We start from the raw sequence: 22,311 nt of genomic DNA, 5'->3' as shown, positions 1-22,311 counted from the left end.
CCAGTAAGATCGATCATTTTTGCATTTTTGTAGTAAAAATTTAAACACAATGAAAATACAATCTGAAATATTCGGCAAATTAACCGACGGCAAAGAAGCTACTTTGTTTACGCTAACAAACAACAATGATGTAACTGTTAAAATTACCAACTACGGTGCAATAATAACAAGCATTTTCACCCCTGACAAAACGGGCAGTAAAGAAAATATTGTTTGTGGATTTGAAAAGCTGGAAGATTACATCAGTGAAGCCTACCTGGGAAGTTACCCCTATTTTGGTGCCATTATCGGTCGTTGTGGAAACCGGATTGCAAAAGGGCATCTCGAAATTGAAGGAAAAACATATGAAATGGCAATAAACAACGGGCCAAATCATTTACATGGCGGATTGATTGGTTTTGATAAAAAGCTTTGGGATGCAAAAACAATTGAAAACGATGAATATGTTGGCGTAAAACTTTCTTACTTCAGTCCTGATCTGGAAGAAAATTACCCCGGAAATTTAAAAGTAACCTGCACTTATACATTAAACAATAATAATGAACTGGGTATTGAATACTCGGCTGAAACCGATAAAACGACAGTGGTGAATTTAACCAATCACACCTACTTTAATTTAACCGGTGGAAAAGAAAATATTCTGAACCATGAACTGGAATTAACGGCAACAAAAATGACTGAGATGGTAGAACAAATACCGACAGGCAAAATCGTTCCGGTCAAAAATACTCCGTTTGATTTCACTTCATCAAAAACATTTATTCGTGACATGGAGGGACTACCAACCGGTTACGATGACAATTATGTTTTTGACAATGAAAAAGGAGAATTCAAATATATTGCTTGTTTAAAAGAAGAAAAATCAGGAAGAAAAGTTGAGGTTTACACAACTCAACCCGGAATGCAGGTTTACACCGGCTACTGGAATCCGGAACTAAACATTGACGGAGTGAAAAAATTTGGAAGCTATTCGGGAGTTGCTCTTGAAACACAACACTATCCGGATTCGGTTCATCACGATAATTTTCCAAACGTATTGTTAAAACCCGGAGAAAAATACAAGGAAAAAACCGTCTATAAATTCAAAATATAACATTTCAAAACGCCCGGTTAACCGGGCGTTTTCATTATATAGTTCCCTTTTTGTCTTTTTTTCTTACATTTGAATCGCTAAACGTAATAAATCGAACCAATTGTTTATTATGAAAACGATTATTGAGCTCTTTGAAACAGCGGTAAATAAATTTCCCGAAAACGTGTATTTATGGGAAAAAAAAGACGGAAAATACCGGGGGACAACGTATACAGAAACCCGTAAAAAAGTTATAAAACTCGCAGCCGGACTCGTATCCATTGGATTTGAAAAGGGTGACAGAGCCGGGTTGATTTCCGATGGTAGAAATGATTGGATAATAAGTGAACTTGCCATGTTATATGCCGGCGGCATCAACGTCCCTTTATCCATCAGACTTGAAAAAAATGAACTTTCTTTTCGTCTTTACCATAGTGGGAGTAAGTATATTTTTGTCTCCAAACAACATGCAAATAAAGTTGAGGCAATCAGAGATGAACTTCCTGAATTAAAAAAAGTAATATACCTGGACGGGAAAGAGAATCCCGGAGAAAAAGACCTCGACTACAAAGAGCTTTTCAAACTTGGTGAGGAATACTTAAAAAACAATGCTGAAAAATTTGATTCCATTTGGAAAAATATTCAGCCTGGCGATGTGGCCAATATCTCTTACACATCAGGAACGACGGCCGATCCAAAAGGAATTATGCTGACACAACTCAATTATGCCGCAAACGTAGTCCAATCAAATTCATTACTCGATTTACAACCGGAATGGAAAACGCTGGCCATTCTTCCCTGGGATCATGCCTTTGCCCACACAACCTGTTTGTACGTTTTTATGTACAAAGGAGCAAGTATTGCATCGGTTGAAATTGGAAATACACCGCTTGAAACACTGAAAAATATTCCAAAAAATATTCAGGAAATTAAGCCAACACTTATGATGAGTGTTCCCGCATTTTCGAAAACTTTTCGAAAAAATATTGAAGCCGGAATACGAAAAAAAGGAGAAAGCACATATAAATTGTTTCAATTTGCATTAAATATTGCATACAAATACAATGGCGAAGGACATAACCGAGGCAAAGGATTTCGCATATTTCTAAAACCTCTCCTATCTCTTTTTGATTCTATTCTTTTCAAAAAAATACGTGATGGATTTGGGGGAAATCTTCAGTTTTTCATAGGAGGAGGCGCACTTCTCGACACCGAGTTGCAACGTTTCTTTTACGCTGTAGGGATTCCAATTTGTCAGGGATACGGATTAACTGAAGCATCTCCTGTAATTTCATCAAACACACCTGAAGTGGTAAAATTTGGCACCTCGGGAAAACTGATAAAAGATCTGGATTTGAAAATTCTGGACGAAGATGGAAATGAATTACCCAAAGGTCAGAAAGGAGAAATTGTTGTAAAAGGTGATAATGTGATGCTGGGATACTGGAATAATCAACAGGCAACAGCCAATACCTTAAAAGACGGATGGTTACATACCGGGGATATGGGGTATATGGATAAAGATGATTTCCTGGTTGTGCTTGGACGTTTTAAAAGTTTGCTCATTGGAAATGATGGAGAAAAATACAGTCCCGAAGGAATTGAAGAGGCACTGGTTGACAAATCGCCTTTTATTCAGCAGGCTATGCTCTACAATAATCAAAATCCGTTTACCGTTGGAATGCTTGTTCCTGATGTTGAAGCAATAAACAGGGAACTAAAAAAAAGAAACATTACACCGGGTTCGGAAGAAGGAAACAGAGAATCTTTAAAAATTATCCTTAACGATGTGCAACAATATAAAAAAGGCGGAATATACGAAGGTGAATTCCCTGAAAGATGGCTACCTGCAAACATAGTTGTTTTGCCGGAAGCATTTACGCAGGAAAACGCACTGGTTAATGCCTCAATGAAAGTTGTACGTGGAAAGATAACTGAATATTTCAAAACTCAGTTAGATTTTCTTTATACTTCTGAAGCAAAAAATATTGAAAATACATTGAATTTAGAAGCCATAAAAAAATGGAATTCGTAAATTTGCGGCTTTAAAATTCGATTATGATTATTGAGACATATTCATATCCCCGGGCGGCAGTTATTGGCAACCCATCGGATGGCTATTTTGGAAAAACCATTGCGTTCGTTTTTTCAAACTTTGTCGCAAAAGTTCAGCTTTACCAGACACCTCAGCTTGAAATAAAACCTCAGCGTGCTGACAAAACAACCTATAATAATCTGGATGAGTTGGTAGATAATATCAATTTTGCAGGATATTACGGAGGAATGCGTTTGATAAAAGGAATCGTAAAAGTGTTTTACGAATATTGTAAAAGGAACAACATAAAACTTGCTTCGAAGAATTTTACGATTACCTACAATTCTAATATTCCTTTAAGGCTAGGACTGGCTGGCTCAAGTGCTATTCTTACAGCGTGCTTAAAAGCCCTTTGTTTGTTTTATGAAGTTTACATTGAACCTGCAATTTTTGCGAATTTGGTACTTTCAGTTGAAACCAACGAATTGGGTATCTCAGCAGGTCTCCAGGACAGAGTGGCTCAGGCATACGAAAAACCGGTATTTATGAATTTCGATAAAAAAATTATGGAAAAAGAAGGGTATGGCAAATATGAAGTTTTGCACAATGTCCATTTCCCAAATTTTTATATCGCCTTCCGAAAAAACCTGTCGGAAGGGACAGAAACAGTACACAATAATCTGAAAGCGCGGTTTGATATAAAGGAAGCAAAAGTACTGCAGGCAATGAAGAGATGGGCGCAAATAACCGAAGAGTTTAAAGCCGCTCTTGAAAAGAGGGATAAGCAAAAAATGCACGAGCTAATCAATGAAAATTTTGATTTGCGAAGAAATCTGATTCCTGTTTCACAGGGAAATATTGAAATGGTAGAGTTGGCCCGTTCGGTAGGAGCAAGTGCAAAATTTACCGGTTCGGGAGGTGCAATAATAGGAACCTACGCCGACGAAATAATGTACAATAAGTTGCACGACATAATGAACAATAACGAAATTGAAGTTATAAAACCCAACATTATAAACAACAATTAAATATGATCAAAAAAGCAGTTATTCCTGCGGCGGGGTACGGAACCCGCTTCCTGCCGGCGACAAAATCTCAGCCCAAGGAAATGATTCCAATTATAGATACTCCCGTAATACAACATGTTGTTGAAGAAGCCGTTGAAAGTGGAATTACCGATATTCTGATGATTATTGGGAAAGGCAAAAGAGCTATTGAAGAACATTTTGACAGAAGCCCTATACTGGAAGAATCGCTGTTAAAAAAACAAGATTTAAAAACACTCGATAAAATTCGCTCGATTTCCAACCTTGCAAACATCCATTTTGTTTGGCAGAAAGAAATGAACGGACTGGGTGACGCAATTCTTCATGCGCGCTACCATGTAAATAACGAGCCTTTTGTGATTTTGCTGGGCGACACACTGGTTAAAAGCGAAGACGGTCCGGTAACCAAACAGCTTATCGATGTTTATGAAAAATACCAAAGTTCGGTCGTTGCGCTGGAAGAAGTAAAACCCGAACTGGTCAATCGTTACGGAATTATTGATGGGGAAGCAGTTACAGAAAATGTATTTAAAGCCAAAGACTGGATTGAGAAACCTTCACCGGAAGACGCACCTTCCAATCTGGCAGTTGCCAGTCGTTATATTTTCACGCCGGAAATTTTTGATCTGCTTGAAAAAACACCTCCCGGAAAAAACAATGAAATTCAGTTAACCGACGCCATGCGTAAAATGGCAAAAACGCAAGCGATGTACGGCTTGAAGTTTAACGGAAAAAGGTATGACATTGGAAACAAAATGGGTTTTTTAAAGACCAATATTGAGTTTGCGCTGGAAGATCCGGAAATTGGAGAATCAATTAAAGTCTGGCTAAAAGACTTTGTTGGAAACTTATGACAGAAAAATGTCAGCTGCCAAAAATCACAGCTGACATTTTTTTCCAATAAGTAGTATATTCTCTATCATAACTTTTGAACATTGGTATTTTGGCGCTTCACCTCGACCTACTTTTTTTAGAAAAACCAAGGTATTTGTAAAAATAAATACCACCTTCTCCCGATATAATTAAATTATTCCATATCCCATCCGCTCCGGGATAAACAATCGGTGTTGGCCAAATTGTTGGATGCCGGAGCGTAATCAAATTGGTTCAGCTAGTAATTCCTTCTTCCTTTACATTAAAGTTTTTTGACAATTCAAAAAAATACAAACGACTGAACAACGAACCTGTCACCCAAACTTCCCGATTATGATCCACCTCTATTTTACAGTTTCCAGATGACTAGACCTCAACTCTAATTTTACTTTACTAAATATCATTAAGGATTCTAAATTTGAAGAGTCATATCAAGTCTTTGCTTTTCCGAACAAAAGTTAAATTTGTTCAACTATTTTTGGTAACGTATTTCAATTCCTTTAAATTTGAAGAAACATATTTATCTCTTAACAAAAAAAAATCTAATTTCTGAACCAAATTCTTTACACCAAACTTGACAAACACAATGAAAAATCTACTCTCAATCCTATTCTTATTACCTCTTTTTTCTTATTCATTTACATCTAATATTGATAATTGCAGATTATTAACAGAGCCCACTGAACCAACATTTTACCTTGATACAAACGGAGTAACTATTAAATGCTCAAACTGTGTTGCAGGAGACACGGGCAGGGTTGATGGTGTCTTGTATGAAGCCGTAGACAGAACTTTACTTATTCAGCGAATAGAAGAAGGAGCAGATTTATCTAAGGTTTGTACCAGTCTGGTAACCGATATGTCTTCGATATTTCAAGGTAGAAATTCATTCAATGAAGATATAGGTAATTGGGATGTTTCTTCTGTTACGAATATGTCATATATGTTTTATGATGCAGGTTCTTTTAATCAGGACATTGGGAGCTGGAAAGTATCGTCGGTTACAAATATGAATTACATGTTTCAATTTTGCAGTTCCTTTAATCAGGATATTGCAAATTGGGATGTATCTTCGGTTAGGTTGATGTCTCATATGTTTTGCGCCACCCGCTTTAATCAGAACATTGGTAATTGGAACGTGTCTTCCGTTACCAATATGTCAAGAATGTTTCTGGAAACAAGCTTTTTTAATCAGGATATTGGAAATTGGGACGTGTCCTCTGTTACTAATATGAAAGGAATGTTTGATACGTCAAGTTCCTTTAATCAGAATATTGGAAATTGGAATGTGTCTTCTGTTATTGACATGAGTTCAATGTTTAATAAAGCATCGTCATTTAATGGAAATATCGAGAATTGGGATGTATCTTCAGTTACGGATATGGCCGCGATGTTTTATAATGCAACTTCCTTTAATCAGGATATTAGTAACTGGGACGTGTCTTCCGTAACAACTATGAATACCATGTTTACTAATGCAACTTCCTTTAATCAGGACATTAGTGTATGGAATTACTTAAAAGTTAATAATTACTTCTATTTCTTAAGAGGAACCAATCTATCAGTTGAAAATTATGACAAATTTTTGAAAAAAATAGTTGAAAATCATAACAGTGGTATATACCATTTGCCTTTAAATGAAACTTTTGATTCCAGATTAAGATATTGTGAATCTGAGTCAAAAAGGAATTATCTGATTAATAACCTGAATTGGACAATGAATGACAGTAAAGACTGTTCTTACCTATATGCCAATCAACCAACCAACATTGTATTATCAAGTACTGATGTAAATGAGAATGAAATTGTTGGCACGAGAGTTGGAATACTTTCCACCACCGATATTGATTCAGAAGATGCATTCTCTTATTCACTCGTTCCAGGAGAAGGTGATACAGATAACAGTAGTTTCACTATTACAGGAGACACTCTCAAAACCAATGAAATATTTGATTTTGAAACAAAATCTTCCTATTCTTTAAGAGTTCAAACTGAAGATTTGGCTGGTAATACCTATTCAAAATCATTTACAATTACCATTATTGACAGAAATGATTTTAGAATTGAAAACATAACCATAGAAGACCCAGTTTGCGAAGGATCTCCAACAGGTTCAATTTCGTTCGATGTTGTTGAATATGTTCCACCTTTAGAATTTACCTGGAACACCGGGGATACAACTCAGAATCTATCAAATTTATCTGCGGGAACATACTCTGTTGTAATCACTGATGGTGATGAAATGACTATTGAAGAAGAATTTTCTTTATCTCTGAAACCAATTTTTGAAGGAACAAGTATTTGTTATGTTACATCGGAAGGAGAATCAAATATTATTCACTTAGATAAAGGTTTAAACAATTATAACGTTGAAAAATATGTGATTTACAGAGAAGGTGTCACGCTAGATGATTATCAGCAAATTGGTGAAATCAGTTGTACTGAAAATTCTCTTAAAGATTCACTAATTAATAACCGAACACAAAGTTTCAGTTATAAAGTTTCGATGATTGACAGTTGTGGAAATGAATCCTCTTTGAGTGCTAATCACAATACAATTCACCTATCACAGAACCGTGGAACTTCGGGAGAAGTAAATCTTTTCTGGTCACATTATGTCGGATTAAGTATTCCTTCTTATTCAATATATCGTAAAATAGGAAATGGTGAGTTTGAACTTCTTACTCAAATTTCTTCAAGTAACGGCACTTACTCTGATTTAACTACGAATCCGTCTTTTAATTATCAGTATTACATATCTTTCGACAAAGAGATAAATTGTGAGAGTGAAGTTAACTTAAAATCAGCATCTACTGTTGAAATTAAATCAAATACTATTTTAAGTTCGTCAATAAACAATACACCAACAGATATATCATTGTCAAGTTCTGATGTGAACGAAAATGAAACAATAGGTACAGAAGTTGGAACACTTACTTCAAGCGATAGCGACTCGGATACATTCACCTATTCTCTTGTTTCTGGGACAGGAGATACCAATAATGGCAGTTTTACTATCTCAGGAGATAAATTATTCACTGATGAAGTATTTGATTTTGAAACAAAATCTTCTTATTCAATAAGAATACAAACAGAAGATTCTGGCGGTGAAACTTTTTCTGAACAGTTCACAGTTTCAGTTAATGATATGAATGAATCACCCACAGGTATTGTTTTGTCAAATTCTGAAATAAAAGAAGAAAAACCAGTTGGAACAGAAATTGGAACATTTTCATCTATTGATGAAGATTCCGGTGATTCATTTACATATACTCTTATTTCAGGTACAGGAGATAGCGATAATGGCAGTTTCTCTATTTCAGGAGATAATTTACAAAGTGGAGAAGTATTTGATTTTGAAGCAAAAAGTTCCTATTCAATAAGGGTAGAAACAGAAGATTCCGGAGGTGAAGTTTATTCTAAATCATTTACAATTTCAATAATGGAAACAGATGAAAACCTATCACCAACAAATATTGAATTAACAAGTTCTGTTGTGAATGAAAACGATACAATAGGCGTAATTGTTGGAACACTTACTTCAACTGATACTGACTCGGATGCATTCACCTATTCGCTTGCTTCTGGAACAGGAGATAACAATAACAGCAATTTTGCTATCTCCGGAGATAAATTACTCACTAATGATGTATTTGATTATGAAACTAAGAATGTAAATTTAGTAAGAATACAAACTGATGATAGGAACGGAGGAACTTTTAGTAAAACGTTTGCAATCACAATTAATGATATTAATGAAAACCCAACTGACATTGTATTATCAAATTTAGAAATTGAAGAAAATAAAGTAATTGGAACTCAAGTAGGAACACTTACCACAACAGATGAAGATATTGATGATTCCCATACGTATTCGCTTGTTTCAGGAGAAGTTGATAACGATAACAGTAGTTTCATAATATTTGGTGATACGCTTAAAACCAACGAAGTATTTGATTATGAAACTAAAAGTTCCTACTCTGTGAGAATACAAACCATGGATTTAGGTGGTGAAGTTTATTCTAAATTATTTACTTTTAATATAATCAATAATATCGAAACTGGAATTAGCGATTTTTCAAATAAGAATACTATTCAAATCTACCCCAATCCGGTTACAGATAAACTGTTTGTTGAAACAAATTATCCTAATCAGTTAACTATGTTAATTATTAATGGTACTGGAAAAACAATTTTAATAAAAAAATTGGAAGGAAGAACAAATGAAATTGATTTGGAACATATTGCCAGTGGTTTGTATTTGGTAAAAATATTCAACGGAAAAGAAATCGCCCAACAATATAAACTTGTGAAATATTGATATTAATGTATATAAAGAAATCAGTATTTGAATCTTTTTCTCAGCATTTAAATATGAATCGTTAAAAGGAAGCAAAGATTTACTCAATGGATGTGAAATGAACCCAGCAAAAAAAACCACGGCACAAACACTTGTTTCCTCAAAATCTCATTTATTACATTTCCTTTTGCCATTTTTATTGATTTTAGTAATCAATTAGACAACATTTAGTAAACACATTTTTAAATCTTAAAATTCTGCAAAAATTAAAATTTATGTATCTTTGCGACCAATAAGACGGTTGGAGAATATACAAAATAGGTACATTTGTTACTTGGGATTTTCCAATATTTTATTTTTGATTAATTATCAAGCACATAAGACTTCTGCGGGGCTGACTGGTTTTGACAGCGGGTAGAAGAGGCAGGTAAGCATGCAGGGTTTTGGTTGTTGACCCTATAAAATAATGATCAAAATATTAATTGGCGAAAATAATTACGCTCTTGCTGCGTAACCGAATCACAGTAGGTTAACTGCTTAATCCCGGAACAAGGTTCTGAGACAAGACATCGCCCGGATGCTAATGCTTTGAAGCGGTCCGAACCGGCGGTGCAAGTAAATCGAAGCTAGTGGAAATTTTGCTCCGGAATTTCTGCGAAAATTTAGGAGCTAAGGTAAATATGGGTGGCCTTGATCCGGTGTTTACACGAAAACCAAGTCGGGGCTAAGCATGTAGAAAGCTTGTTGCTTCCTCGTTTGGACGCGGGTTCGACTCCCGCCAGCTCCACTATTTCACATATCATCTATAATAAAAAAAATGTCAAAGCATTGTATTTCAGTGCTTTTTATTTTCACAACGTACCAAAAAAAACCATATTTTAGGTGAACAATTCGGCGAACAGAAAGATTAGGTTTTTAAATTAATAAATTGGTTATCCGCAAAATACTTTAAGTATTTACCGAAACATTACTTTTACGCGAGAAAGCAGTTTTGTCCTGCTGATTCATCCAAATGTTCTCGAGTATATTCATATAACTGAGATAGGCCATGTACGGACTTGAGTAAGGATTAAAATACCTTTTAACAAAAGACGGTTTTACAAATTTCAAACTCATATACCTCAAATATTCCATATCATTAATCACTTCCCATAATTCCGGAGAATCCAACCCGGTACAATCCTCCACCTTTTGTAAAAATCTAAATGCCTCTTTCTGAAGTTTGTTTTTCAGGTACAAACCGGCCACTGGTTTTGCATCCTTTTTAGGCATGGATGTATCGAAAACAAATGTATGTTTGGGAAGTTGAGAGGGAAGAAGGAAAGTTGTATCAGTTTTTTTTACCAACTTTTTCAAAAAAGCAGCAAAAATACTATCAGCTATCAACTGAAAATCAGGACTAATATTTAAAGGATTATAGATAACTATTTCAGGATCCGAGGACGGGAAATGCTTCATAAATTTCGAGTACAAAGCGGAGGCAGAAGATTCAACAGATTTTTTGCCAATACCACACAGACCATTTTGTAGAATATAACTAAGCTGACAATTTATAGGAAATAGTTTTGGCGTTTGCCACCCACACTCTTCACTCGGAATTTGGAACTGATTGTCACTAAATTTGCCGTGGTAAACTATTGCGGCACTTCTGTTTATTTCTGTTATCGATTTAAGCAGTTGTTTCGAATTAAAAGCGGTTGGCAAAAGGTAAACCTCCGGCTGGCTGCCAAACATATCTTTTAAAAGCAGTTGGTGTTTCTCTGTTTCTGTTCGGAAATATTCACTGTTAGCATAAGACAGCAACGAATGAGAATAAGGTACTGCAAAAAAATCAATTTGTCGGTTCGCTAGTAATTTACCCATTAAAACTAAAGCATCGGGATTATATTCTTTAAGCTTCATTAATGTGCTTCCTGAAATAGAAAGTGTAAGCTTGAGTTTTCCGTCAGATTCGCTTATGAGCTTATTTAGCAGTTTCAGCCAGGGTACTAATCTACTGCTACAAACTTGTTTGTAATACGTTTCAATTTCGGGGCACGACAGGTTAGCATGATTTTGGCGAATATGAAAAAACCGGCAGTAAAACTTTGGGGGAGGAATGTGAATATTTGCGCAAAAACATATTGTCTTCATTGCATTGTATTTTAAGCTCGTACTACCTGACTGTAAATGCGTAAAATTTTCGATGCTGGTTTTTCCCAGTTCAGATGCTGCACTTCATGAGCTCCCTTTTTCTTTAATATTTTCCCTATTGCAGGCCGGTTTAAAATACCATAAACAGCATCTGCCATGGCATCAGTATCCCAAAAATCAACTTTTATGGCATTATGAATCACCTCGGAAACTCCCGATTGTTTTGAAATTATTACAGGAACTTTAAAGTGCATGGCTTCCAGCGGAACAAGTCCAAAAGGTTCTGACAGCGAAGGCATGATAAAAAGATCGGAACGGTGTAGTAAATGATTTACCTGCTCGCCTTTCAAAAATCCGGGGAATATAAATTTATCGTTGAGTCCGTATTGATTGACCAGCATTTTTGTGGCTTCCATCATGTCACCACTTCCGGCCATAACAAACTTAACGTCGTTCATGTAAGGCAGCACCTTTCGGGCTACTTCAACAAAATACTGTGGTCCTTTTTGAATGGTAATACGTCCCAAAAAAGTTATCAGTTTTGTGTTATGTTTTTTGCTTTTTGGTCGCGTTCCGGCATTTTTAAAGGGCTCCAAACCATTGTGTACGGTTTTAATTTTCAATGGAGTGATACCGTACTTTTCCACAACCATTTCTGCCGTATGATTACTTACTGTAATTATCAGGTCGGCAGCCTCCATCCCGGCTTTCTCAATTTCATAAACACGTGGATTTACACTCCCCCCACTTCGATCGAAATCAGTAGCATGTACATGAACTACCAGTGGTTTTCCGGTGGCTTTTTTAGCTTGTATTCCTGCCGGAAAGGTAAGCCAGTCGTGCGCATGAATTAAATCGAAGTTACTTTGGGAGGAAATGTACTCGGCAATTACCGAGAAGTTGTGAATTTCGGTCATTAAGTCGGATGTATAGGCTCCTGAAAATTCAATTGTCTCTCCAGATAAATGTGTTGTTTTACTGTAACTTTGCATTTTTTGCAGTTGCTCACGTTTATAATCCTCAGGATCGATATAAGGTACAAGGTTTGATTGAACCGTGATTTTGGTGTGAGGAAAATGAAATCGCTCTGTTTTGATTTTACTTTTTATTAGGTTAATTTTATTTGCGCCTACCAGTTTCATCGACGAAGCAGGTTCATCTCCCCATGCTTTCGGAACCACAAAAGTTAAGTTAATTCCCGGATTTGCCGATAACGCTTTTGTAATGCCGTAGCAAGCTGTACCCAAGCCTCCTGATATGTGCGGAGGAAATTCCCACCCAAACATTAATACATTCATCTGTTTTCTTTTTGGTTTAATCTGCCCAGTCAAATACCTCTTTTTTCCGGCAAATTTTTGCCGGAATGATGCGCTTAACAATTCGATTATGTAATCTTAATTACCCTTATTTACTTAACATATTCTTTCATTTGCCATGGAACTATGTAAGAATAATGCCGCTCTTCTTTTGAAGATTCTTGTTTTTGATTCGCACCATACGAAAAATAAAATGGATCGGGATATCTTGGTCTGGCTTCGAACAGATACCTCTTAGTTTTTTGTTCCAAAATTGTTTTCATGACTCTAATACCAAATATATTCCAGTAGCAAAATTACTGTTTTTTTATAGCTGTAAATGAGCTCAGTTTATTCATTTTCTTATTCATTTTATTCATTTTCTGCAGACGTCTAAAAAACAGATTCGGCGCGGTTTTTAAGTTGTTTTTTAATTTCGCAGAAGCTCTTGATCGCCTGACAACGTGTAACCTAAACAGCTTAAACCATGTAAAAAGACAAAAACTGTTTAACCAAAAATGAACCAGTCTCAGCTAAATAGATTGAGGGGAGATGTAGTTGAAAAGGCAGGAAGAGATATTCGTCACCAGAAGGATTGTGATTGGCTAATTAATAAAATTTATGCTGAAACACATCGGCAGGTAAGCAGTTCTACAATAAAACGATTTTTTGGTCTTATAAAATCACCATTTCACCCATCACGATATACACAAGAAACACTTTTAAGGTTCCTGGGATTTAAAAACAAAGAAGAATACCTTGCCCGTTTTAATACTTTCGAGCCTCATACGGCAAATAACGATATATGGGAAGAAACTCGTCGACAGGTTATGCAAATTACCAATCATAGTTTAAATTCGTTAGTACAAAAAACCCACTACAAAAATGGATTATTTGTTTTCAGGGAATTTGCAAACGAGCATTTGAATAATTTCCTGGAATCGGGGAAAACAGCGACTTTTTTTATCGCACCCGATGGATTCGGAAAATCAACACTCCTTATTCAGCTGGTAGAAAAATACTTTCTTCAGAAAGATGCGCTGTATAAAAACGATATTGTAACACTTGTTGATGGTGCCATATTCTTCAACTTGTATGCAAAAAATCAAAACTCTGAGATCTTAAACCAGCTTCTCGATTTTAAATTAACTGTCGGTACAGAGTTCTATTTTCAAAATCATCCGGAGAAGCAAAAAGGAAAATTATGGATGATAATTGATGATGTGGACGACATATTTTTCGATAAAAAAAGATACCACGAACTGGCTGAAAATATTATTCGCATGATTATGGGAATTGACAATGGAAATTACAAAGTAATTTTTAGTTGCAGACCCGAAAACATGGATATTTTTCTGTACATGGCTCAAAAAACGCCTTACTTAAAAACATGCTGGCATGGCGTAACACCCTCTAATTATGACAACTACGCAAAAACAAATGTTCCGCCATTTGAAAGAACAGAAATTGAAACCTTGCTCAACAAATTTGAGTTCCCGTACGATTTTTCTTATCTGGAGAAATATCATACAGACATTTTACACATAATAAAAAATCCCTATTTCCTGAGACTTTTTATCGAATCGTTTAAAGAAGTAGATACGATCTCGGAGATTATTCTTCTGAAAAATTTTCTGCAAAAAAGGTTGTTCTCCCCTCCTTACAGTGAAGACAAACAAATACTTATCAATCAGTTTATCGAAATCTGCAACAAAGGGAAGGAACGAAATTCGGTGTTAAAAGATAAATTACTGCAAGTTCAGTTTAACGATTTTGCCTTACGCGAATTAATTTCAAACGGAATTCTTTACGAATATAATGTAGTTAACCACGAAATTCAATCCGATACTTATTTAAAATTCAATCAAAACATTGTGTTTCATTTCCTTCTCCTGCTTTACTGGAAAGGGAACAATCCTCTAAGCAACGACCTATTTAAACGCATACTAAACTACTACGCAAATAACCAAAAACTACAGTGCAGTTTATTAAAACTGTTTATTCATTTGACAATTCACCAAAAAAATTTCGAACTAATTAAAAAAATACTCACTGATATCGACCGAAATAGTTCTGACTCCAAATCGGCAGAGTGTTTAATTCCTCTCTTTAAAACAATACGTGATGCATTAATGGCCAACAAACACGTGCGTGAAACGCTGATACCTTGGTTTTACACCACCAACACCGGCAAACAAATACTGGATAAAGCCTAAAGAAGCTCCAAAAACTGGCAATTTTTAATTATCAGCCCAATACAAAAAGCCTAAATGAATACGTTGAACTATTAGGAAATGCTTGCTGAAAACCTGCAATTCGGGCAAATTGGTTTGTGTTTATCGCTTATTAAATTGTGTTGACAGGCATAAATCATCATTTGTAAATGATTTAGACTGCCCAATTTTTCCCGAATATTTTTCAAATGCGTACGTACAGTCGACTCACTTATATTAAGTGTATTTGCTACCGCATTATAGGTTTCTTCGGTAATCCATGTTCCTAAAATCTGTTTCTCTCTGCTGGTTAATTTTGAATCATTCTGCTCTTCTCTCTGACAACTAAAAAATTTATCTACGGCCTTAGGACACAAATATTTTCCCGCAGTTTTAATCTCCTGAATAGCAAGAATGATTTTATCTGCCGAACAGCTTTTCACAATATACCCGTTAATAAAAGGCATAATCTTCATCATAAGAACATGCGAAATCAATTCGGAGATAACCAGTATTTTTAGTCGCGGAAATTTTAAATTTAACTTCGACATATAGTCTATATATTTTATAGACCACAACTTAAATTCAAAGATTATTAAGTTAGGACGTAAATCGGCAATAACTTTAAACGGATTTTCGGCATTGTTGACCAGACCTACTATCTGAGAATGCTGATTTTCTACCATATAAGTTTTAAGACATTCAGCAACCAACCTCTGATCATAGGCAATCAATATTTTCATGGTGTCATTAAAAAGCATGGCAAACAAATCAAAAAACCGATATACAAGTTACAAAAAATTACAAAGAAGTGTCTACTTGATACCGTATAATTGTTGAGACAGAGTTCTGAATTGTTTACTTCCACTAGCGCAAATGTTGATCTGAAACTGGCCAGTGAGTCAGAAAAATCAACAATTTTAGGATTGTCTTGCCCCTTCTATTTTTGTAAATTGTTAAACCCAATGACATAGTCAGAAATAGAGCCAGGATTTATTTTAATCAAAAATTTCTTTGCCATGAAAACAATTATCCGCTATTCTCGCTATGTATTTTTTTTACTCTTAATGAGCTGCTTAACAATTCTGCTAAGCAACTGCCAAAAAGGCGATGTTTTCCCAAATGTAGATGATGATTCTGACCGGCCGGAATGGGCAGGTGGGAACACCGATGATAATGATCACATTAAGGGAAATGATGATTCAGGAACTACCCGTGGAGGAGACTACGGCGATTTGTACGTGCTATTGAGGGATGCAGATGGTGTTCCTATAATGACTACTGTTGATGTCGACCTGAATGGAGAGATTGGAGACGATGAGTATTTTGTACAACCCATCGATGCTATTACCGGAACAGTAATTGAACTTGACCAATATGGTGAAGTTCCTGAATCGGCCAGTCCCATTGAAGTAGATTTCGGGCGTTTAAACATTGTTCGCTCACCGCAATCGGTTTTAGATCAAGCCCTTGAAGAAGTCATGAAAGTAATAGAAGTCGGAGATGATTTCACGCTTGATTTCTGTGGTCGGCTATCCATTTGGAATTATGATCTTGTTGTCACCGACTCGCTTGTTCTTACCAAAACAATAGACTCGCCTCGTGAAAATATGGCCATCTATCAATACCTGATGAATTATATGTATGAAGAAACAGCAGAGAACAACTACCAGAACCGGTTGGCTTTCTTAGCCGATTACCAAATCGATCCGCTACTGCTTGCTGCAGGTTGTTTTTCTGCAGGTTCAGACAAAACCGGCACCGTTGACATTGATGAAGTAGTATACATTAATGGTTTTCTGGATTGTATCGGTCTGAATCCTATCTTGAATGAACACGATTATGATTTTAATCACGACAATAATTATTATTGGAATTTCACAGAACCAAGAGAAGGCGATGCGCAATTTCAGTACAACCGTGGAGTTTATCAAGACCGGTATATCCAGTATCTGGTTTGGGACAATGTTTACTATCCTGTAAATGAGAATGGTGTTTCAGAAGGTCCGGTGTTCTCAGTTTTCGACATTTTTGAAGGTATGGTTGACTTTAAAGGAATAGGTTCCCAGCCTCAATTCACTTACCGGTGGGCTGATTTTGACCATACAAAAGTACAGGGTTTTGCAATAGCCGTTGATGACGCCGTACAAGTTCTGGATTATGTACATGGGGATTCAAATATTATTTTTTTAACAAATTACCAACCTTAAAATATATAATCACCAGGCAATTGTGGTTTTATCAAAATTTTCCCGTGTAGTAATCTGAAGTGTAGCTATCTGCCATTCTGTGGCAGATGGTTCTCTAAAATCCGGCAATATGTTTACACATCGTACCACAGCTTCTCTATTAAAAGGATGTATAATTTTGATCATTCTCTCTGGAAGCACCCACATTTTACCTGCACAGCCAAGCCAGCTGGCTGAATCAAACAAAACAGAATTAAACCGGTTTGCCTTGCAAAGAAGTGCCAGATGGACGGAGCAAAAGCGAATTGCTGATTCGCTTGCCGTCAGCTTAAAAATACCCGTATTTTACATTGAAGAATCCGGCCGGGTAATTAGCCTTCAACGCCTGGGCCAGAACAATCAACCGGTTTATTATGCCACCGACAATTTAAGTGTTGCGGCAACTCTTGCTGTCGACCAGGTTTGGTCGCCCGGCAACGAATACCCCGAACTTACAGGCGAAGGGATTGAAATAAATCTCTGGGATGGAGGAACGGTTTTAGCTACACACCAGGAGTTTCAAAGTCCGGATGGTTCACGGATTACAATGCGCGATTTAAACATGCCGGTATCTGACCACTCAACACATATTTCGGGTACCATGATTGCTATGGGGAAAAAATCCGAAGCTAAAGGAATGGCCGGGAAAGCCCTCATCAAGGGATGGGATTTAGATAATGATATTGCAGAAATGGCCAGCGCCGCTGCTGATGGAATAACCATTTCAAATCACTCGTACGGACCATTATGCGGCTGGTATTACAATGCACAAAACGAAAACTGGTATTGGTACGGCGATCCGAACATTTCGGCTACCGAAGATTATGAGTTTGGCTTTTACAGCGATGTGAGTGCCGATCTGGATTACATTGCGCAAATGGCCCCATACTACCTCATTGTAAAATCGGCCGGAAACGATAGAAACGATGGCCCGGAAACAGCGGTTTCTCATTATGTGTGGGACGAAAACTGGATATTGGTTAACGATGAACGCGAGCCTGACGGCGGCGAAGATGGTTACGATTGTTTATCGCCGGTAGCAGTAGCCAAAAATATACTGACTATCGGAGCAGTTGATGATGCAAAAAACATGACTGCTTTTAGTGGCTTTGGCCCAACTGATGATGGGCGAATAAAACCGGATCTGGTTTCAGATGGCGTTGATGTTTATTCTTCCATTTCCTCAACCAATACAAGTTACGATACATACACCGGTACGTCAATGTCTACAGCAGCTGCTACGGGTTCTATTGCTCTTTTGCTTCAACTCCAGAATCTGCTTCAGCCCGGCGTAAAATTAAGATCTTCTACCTTGAAAAGTATCTTAATGCATTCGGCCACCGATTTAGGCAATTCCGGCCCCGATTATAGTTTTGGCTGGGGTTTGATAAATATAAAAGCAGCAGCGGATCTGATTTACAACAATTCAAACAATCAGGGTAAAAATATTTATGAGAAAGTATTAAATGAGGGAGAAGAAATAACGTTTCCGGTAACAACAGCTGGCGATGCCCCTTTTTTAAAAGCCACAATTTGTTGGACAGATCCGGCCGGACAAGCTTCCACTCCTTCCTTGAATCAACGAACCAGTAAGCTGAAAAACGATCTTAATTTAACGATACAAAATACAACTACCTCGCAATCTTTTCTTCCCTGGGTACTCGATATCGAAAGCCCGGCAGCTTCGGCTACACACGGAGCAAATCATATTGATAATGTGGAACAGGTTTATTTTACAAATCCGGGGGATAGTAATTTTACTATCAGGATTTCTCATTCGGGAACGCTGTACGGAGGCTCACAAGCGTTTAGCCTGGTAGTAACAGGAATTGAAACACAGTCGGAAATCTTTCCTCCTCAAAACTTAACTTATGCCATCAGTGAATCTGCCATTTTACTCAGTTGGGCTCCTCCCGTTTTCGGAGTTCCTGATAAATATAAAATCTATCAAAATGGCACATTTCTGTCCGAGAGCAATACGCCCACTTACAACGATGCAACAATCATTTTCGATAACGAATACACGTATTACGTAACAGCGGTTTATTCCATAAATAATACAGAAACCGAAAGCCTTGGAACGAATGAAGTTACAGTTTATCCCCGAACAGCCCGCTCGTTGCCCTACATTGTTGATTTCGAAACCGGTACTACAGATGTACAGATAAAAGACAACATTTCGGGTTGGCAATGGGGAGATAGTGAATCACTGAATTGTTACTACCTCGATTTTTCAGCGAATAACACTAAATTTATTGCAACTGATTCCTACACTGCCGGAGAAGCTGTACACGTTTCCGATATAGCTGCCACTCCCCCGCTACTGCTTGCCGATTATTCAAACATTTCACTTTCATTTGATTATTTATTAAAAACCGAAATTTACGATGCCATTGATGAATTACATGTGGTTTACAAAAACCAGGAAGAAACGGAGTGGCATGAATTTATTAACCTGGAAAAGGCCGTTGCCTGGGCACATAAAACAGTTGAACTGCCCCCGGAAATTTGTAAAAACGGCATTCAACTGGGCTTTTACTACGACGATCTTTATCAATGGGGAATGGGCGCCGGGCTGGATAATATTTCAGTTTCGGGAGAAGAAGAACCGCGTGTTACAGACTTTACGATAACGGCATTAAATTGCCCGGTATCATCCTGCACCTTGTCTGACGATGAAATGGTATCCGTTTCCATTAAAAATTTGGGACCAGATCCAGCTTTATCCGGCGACAGTATTATGATTCAAATGATTTGTTCTTCGAATGAGAGTGTTGAAGAAATAGTGGTGCTTTCTGAATCACTTTTACCCAACGAAGTGCTAAGTTATGAAATGAATAATCATCTGGATTTAAGCGCTGAACAGAACTACACATTTGAATTTCTACTGACTTGTTCGCTCGACAATAATAGCACCAATAATTCATTCGAAAAAACCATCGACATATACGGGAATCCGCAACCAACCATCGTAACTGCGGATCTCACTTTCTGCGAAGATGAGCAACCAGTTCTAATCGAAGCACTTCCTGAAGGAGGCGTTCTTTCCGGCGAAGGCGTTTCTGATTTATACTTCTCCCCTGCTCTTGCCGGACCAGGCACACACATCCTAAGCTATACCTTAACCGACGAGAATGGGTGTATAGGAGAAACAACGTTTCAGGCAATTGTGGATTCCGTACCTCAGCCACAAATTCTGAATTCAGACCTCTCCTTTTGTGAAAATCAGCTGCCGATTTTTATCGAAGCAATTCCCGAAGGTGGAATACTTTCCGGAGCAGGTGTTTCAGAACATTACTTCGATCCTTCAGTGGCCGGGCCGGGAACGCACACCTTGACTTACACCGTAACCGAAAATGAATGCACAGGTGTAATCGAATTCCAGGTTATCGTAGATTCGGTAATCCATCCTGAAATTTTGAATGAGAACCTCTCATTCTGCGAAGATCAGCTGCCGGTTTTTATCGAAGCAATTCCCGAAGGTGGAATACTTTCCGGAGCAGGTGTTTCAGAACATTACTTCGATCCTTCAGTGGCCGGGCCGGGAACGCACACCTTGACTTACACCGTAACCGAAAATGAATGCACAGGTGTAATCGAATTCCAGATTATCGTAGATTCGGTAATCCATCCTGAAATTTTGAATGAGAACCTCTCATTCTGCGAAGATCAGCTGCCGGTTTTTATCGAAGCAATTCCCGAAGGTGGAATACTTTCAGGTGCCGGTGTTTCGGAACTTTACTTCGATCCTTCAGTGGCCGGGCCGGGAACGCATACTTTAACTTACACAGTAACTGAAAACAAATGTAGAGGAGAAACCGAATTTCAGGTAATTGTAGATTCTGTAATCCACCCTGAAATTTTGAATGAAAACCTTTCATTCTGCCAAGATCAGCTGCCGGTTTCTATCGAAGCAATTCCCGAAGGTGGAATACTTTCCGGCGCAGGCGTTTCAGGCCTTTATTTCGATCCTTCAGTAGCCGGAGCGGGAATGCATACTTTAACTTACAAGGTAACCAAAAATGAATGCACAGGTGTAATCGAATTCCAGGTTATCGTTTATGAAAAACTTGTAGTTGATCTTGGCCCTGATCGGGTTTTAGGAATTGAAGATTCCACATCCCTTCATATTCCAAACTCCGATTGTTCTATTATTTGGTGCGATGGAACAACCGAAGCCAATCTTACCATCGTTGCCAGCGAACTCGGTCTGGGCATTCATCCGGTTTGGGTGACGGTGTCTAATGGAGCCTCCTGTTTTTCGTCGGATACAATGTTCATTACCGTCGAAAATATAAATGCCGTTACCGGATATAAGGACGCCAGTGGAATACTAATCTACCCCAATCCCACCAACAAAGGATTTACAGTGCAATTAACTCAAAACGAGCTAATTGATAATCTATTGATGTATAGAACTACAGGCGAAATGCTAATGAATGAACAGGCAGCAACAGGTTCTTATTTTGATGTATCATCTCTTAGATCAGGAGTGTACTTTGTAATAGTAAAAACAAACGTTCGAACAGCACGAATATGCCTTCTAAAACTATAATGTACGATGAACTTGATTAAAATTCAAACGAGTGAAGAAAATTATCCGGCAGTCGAAAAATTAATAATGGCTGCAAATGATAAAATCGATAATAACGAAAAATACGTGTCATGAAAACAAAATAATTGTTAATTAAAGTTAAACAAGAATGAGCATACAACTTTGAGATGGGTTTTACAACGGTTTAAAACCCATCATATTTTACCTCATAACATGCCCTTAGTGCACATAATTGCCCATAATTCTTCACTGCAAAATAGATAATTTTAGATTCAACTCACTCTTTGCCTTGCACCTATTTAAATCTACAACCCTACATCTACGTCCATTTTTCTTGGATTGCGCTCTTTTTATATACATTGCACCTGAAATTATACCGAAATGAACAATAACACCCACTTTTCTCTAATCGCACCTGTTTTTCATGGGAAACAGTGTCCTGAAAAAGGATATATAGTTGGCTTTTTATTGTACTTTTCTTAACACAATTTTTTTAAGAATGAAGTAAAATATTGTAGCTCAATATTGAAATATTTTTTTCTGCTCAAGCGGTAACCTTTG

General features: G+C 37.2%; 11 protein-coding genes and 1 other RNA gene. 9 read left to right on the top strand and 3 right to left on the bottom strand.

Annotation, left to right across the window (positions count from 1 at the left end; genetic code table 11):
* Window positions 1-49 precede the first annotated feature (49 nt).
* The 6 genes from GM418_RS21735 (at window position 50) to ssrA (ending at window position 10,116) form a co-directional block, all read left to right on the top strand.
* Window positions 50-1,093 carry an aldose epimerase family protein gene (locus GM418_RS21735; protein WP_158869320.1) on the top strand — a complete coding sequence of 348 codons (1,044 nt, stop codon included), beginning with the start codon at window positions 50-52 and terminating at the stop codon, window positions 1,091-1,093.
* A 109-nt stretch (window positions 1,094-1,202) separates the two neighbouring features.
* Window positions 1,203-3,107 (top strand): AMP-dependent synthetase/ligase, encoded by a 1,905-nt coding sequence (locus GM418_RS21730; RefSeq protein WP_217447558.1) that lies wholly within the window; start codon window positions 1,203-1,205, stop codon window positions 3,105-3,107.
* A 23-nt stretch (window positions 3,108-3,130) separates the two neighbouring features.
* The gene (locus GM418_RS21725) at window positions 3,131-4,135 is read left to right on the top strand and encodes a mevalonate kinase family protein (protein WP_158869319.1); all 1,005 of its coding nucleotides are present in this window, start codon (window positions 3,131-3,133) and stop codon (window positions 4,133-4,135) included.
* Window positions 4,136-4,137: 2 nt separating this feature from the next.
* Complete coding sequence (galU, locus tag GM418_RS21720) at window positions 4,138-5,007, top strand: UTP--glucose-1-phosphate uridylyltransferase GalU (RefSeq protein WP_158869318.1); 870 nt, start codon at window positions 4,138-4,140, stop codon at window positions 5,005-5,007.
* Window positions 5,008-5,612: 605 nt separating this feature from the next.
* Window positions 5,613-9,347, top strand: a complete 3,735-nt coding sequence (locus GM418_RS21715; protein WP_158869317.1) for a BspA family leucine-rich repeat surface protein — start codon at window positions 5,613-5,615, stop codon at window positions 9,345-9,347.
* Between the two features lie 369 nt (window positions 9,348-9,716).
* Window positions 9,717-10,116: a transfer-messenger RNA gene (gene ssrA, locus GM418_RS21710) on the top strand.
* A 158-nt stretch (window positions 10,117-10,274) separates the two neighbouring features.
* On the opposite strand, the gene GM418_RS21705 is transcribed toward ssrA, so the two are convergent.
* A complete protein-coding gene (locus GM418_RS21705; RefSeq protein WP_158869316.1) occupies window positions 10,275-11,459 on the bottom strand; it encodes a polysaccharide deacetylase family protein in 1,185 nt (394 codons plus the stop codon).
* 11 nt (window positions 11,460-11,470) lie between these two features.
* Window positions 11,471-12,757 carry a glycosyltransferase family 4 protein gene (locus GM418_RS21700; protein ID WP_158869315.1) on the bottom strand — a complete coding sequence of 429 codons (1,287 nt, stop codon included), beginning with the start codon at window positions 12,755-12,757 and terminating at the stop codon, window positions 11,471-11,473.
* Between the two features lie 515 nt (window positions 12,758-13,272).
* Here GM418_RS21700 and GM418_RS21695 point away from each other — a divergent pair.
* Window positions 13,273-14,970, top strand: coding sequence for a hypothetical protein (locus tag GM418_RS21695; RefSeq protein WP_158869314.1), 1,698 nt, complete (start codon window positions 13,273-13,275; stop codon window positions 14,968-14,970).
* A gap of 71 nt (window positions 14,971-15,041) precedes the next feature.
* Here the strand turns inward: GM418_RS21695 and GM418_RS21690 are convergent, their stop codons facing one another.
* On the bottom strand, window positions 15,042-15,710 hold the full coding sequence (locus GM418_RS21690; protein WP_158869313.1) for a response regulator transcription factor: 669 nt from the start codon (window positions 15,708-15,710) through the stop codon (window positions 15,042-15,044).
* 276 nt (window positions 15,711-15,986) lie between these two features.
* Between GM418_RS21690 and GM418_RS21685 the strand changes: the two genes are divergently transcribed.
* Both GM418_RS21685 and GM418_RS21680 read left to right on the top strand, forming a co-directional pair.
* The gene (locus GM418_RS21685) at window positions 15,987-17,177 is read left to right on the top strand and encodes a hypothetical protein (RefSeq protein WP_158869312.1); all 1,191 of its coding nucleotides are present in this window, start codon (window positions 15,987-15,989) and stop codon (window positions 17,175-17,177) included.
* Between the two features lie 109 nt (window positions 17,178-17,286).
* Complete coding sequence (locus GM418_RS21680) at window positions 17,287-21,750, top strand: S8 family serine peptidase (protein WP_158869311.1); 4,464 nt, start codon at window positions 17,287-17,289, stop codon at window positions 21,748-21,750.
* Window positions 21,751-22,311: the final 561 nt, after the last annotated feature.

It is taken from the genome of Maribellus comscasis, assembly GCF_009762775.1.
Lineage (GTDB): Bacteria > Bacteroidota > Bacteroidia > Bacteroidales > Prolixibacteraceae > Draconibacterium > Draconibacterium comscasis.
The sequence above is the reverse complement of the archived record's forward strand: the minus strand, read 5'-3'. Positions and strand labels throughout refer to the sequence as shown.